The sequence below is a fragment of the Stenotrophomonas maltophilia group sp. RNC7 genome (genome assembly GCF_030910085.1).
Classification (GTDB): domain Bacteria; phylum Pseudomonadota; class Gammaproteobacteria; order Xanthomonadales; family Xanthomonadaceae; genus Stenotrophomonas; species Stenotrophomonas sepilia.
Window position 1 is genome coordinate 1 of record NZ_JAVFVN010000390.1, and the last position, 1,456, is coordinate 1,456.

2 protein-coding genes are annotated in these 1,456 nt (G+C 52.5%); both read left to right on the top strand.

Annotation, left to right across the window (positions count from 1 at the left end):
• Positions 1–103: 103 nt before the first annotated feature.
• Positions 104–451: a hypothetical protein gene (locus RCF13_RS06720; RefSeq protein WP_308140985.1), complete on the top strand. Its 348-nt coding sequence runs from the start codon at positions 104–106 to the stop codon at positions 449–451.
• Between the two features lie 201 nt (positions 452–652).
• Positions 653–1,456, top strand: an 804-nt coding sequence (locus RCF13_RS06725) for a hypothetical protein (RefSeq protein ID WP_308140986.1), incomplete at its 3' end; no start/stop codon positions are given.

Below are 1,456 nucleotides of genomic sequence, written 5' to 3' on the forward strand. Positions count from 1 at the left end.
CAGTTGTCATCGATCTGATTGCCGAACTTGAACAGGCGCGGCAGTTTCATCGCCTTGAGGTGGCAGGGTGGAAAATGCTACTTGAAGTTAAGGGGCGCGCATAATGTCACGTTCCGCCCCAGTTGTTTCCGCCGCCCGTTACTCGGTACGCACTGATGTGCGAGGAAAGAAGCTGAACCTTCTTCGCTCCACATTTCGAGCAACGCAGTTTATGCGCAAGGTCTTTCTTGAGCGCACCATGATCTGGGCCGAGCTTTTCAATCAGGGCGTCAATATCAAGACGTTTACTGTGGTGGCACCCGTTGCAGTAAGCGGTAATCATAAACCCGTACCGTTTGCAGTCGCCCAACGTCTCGTTTGTGCAGGATACCAGCATGACAGCCTCCAAGGCTGGCTGTCTTATACCGTGAACAAAACGAATACAAATCACATTAGGAGGCGAAAGGAATGACCGCAAAAGCCTCAATCCGCCAATCCGATCTCGACAGAATGGCCGTGATCGCTACGAAACGCGGCGTACCTATTGAAATGAGAGATGAAAGAGGACGAATATTCCGTGTCTACCCGACTGTCGAAGATTTGAAACACGACACCGCGTTAGACCCGGAATTGGCCTATGGCGGCAACAGTTTGGAAGAATGGAGAAACCGCCGTGGAAGTAGACCTCGTAGGCGTGCATCGGGTGAATAAGAAGCTCGCGAGTGGCGATATTGCCACTTACTATTACGCTTGGCGCGGAGGTCCACGAATTCACGCCAAGCCCAACACCAAGGCATTCATTGCGGAATATTTCAAATTAACGCGGGATCGAGAAGACACGCCATATCAAGGTAAGCTCGCTGAAATCATCAAGGAATACGTGAATTCGCCCGCCTATCAGAATTTAAAACCGTCCACCAAAGAGGGTTACGATATCGCAATCAGGGCCATTGAGGCGGAATTTTTCGACATGCCATCCAGACGAATATCGGCTCATGGAACACGGTCGATCTTTTTGCAATGGCGAGACGAGATCGCAGCCACGCACCCGCGCAAAGCTGATCTGTTTATGAGCGTGCTCCAGCGCATATTAGCGTTCGCCTATGATCGGGAAATGATTTCCCGTCATCCGCTGGAGAAGGTTGAGAAGGTCAGTGACGGCACGCGGCGTGACCTTATTTGGACGGATGACGAAATAGCCGTCATGCGCTTTGGAAGGAAGGCAGATGGCGACAAGCCAGCAATCAAACCCGCGCCCGAGCCAATAGTTCGAGCTATGATGCTCGCTCTCTGGACCGGGCAACGACAGGGTGATTTGCTGAAAATCACATGGTCCGCGTATGACGGGGAGAGCCTTTCGCTCCGGCAGGGCAAGACAGGCGCGCACGTTCGCGTAAAAGTGTCCGAGGAATTGAAAGCAATTCTGGACCACGTGAAGCGCGGGAATGCCGTGACGATCCTTACCAATGCGCAGGGC

Bases quoted from the DNA above. Each gene is read 5' to 3' on its own strand.
- RCF13_RS06720 (WP_308140985.1), top strand. From the start codon at position 104: ATGTCACGTTCCGCCCCAGTTGTTTCCGCCGCCCGTTACTCGGTACGC.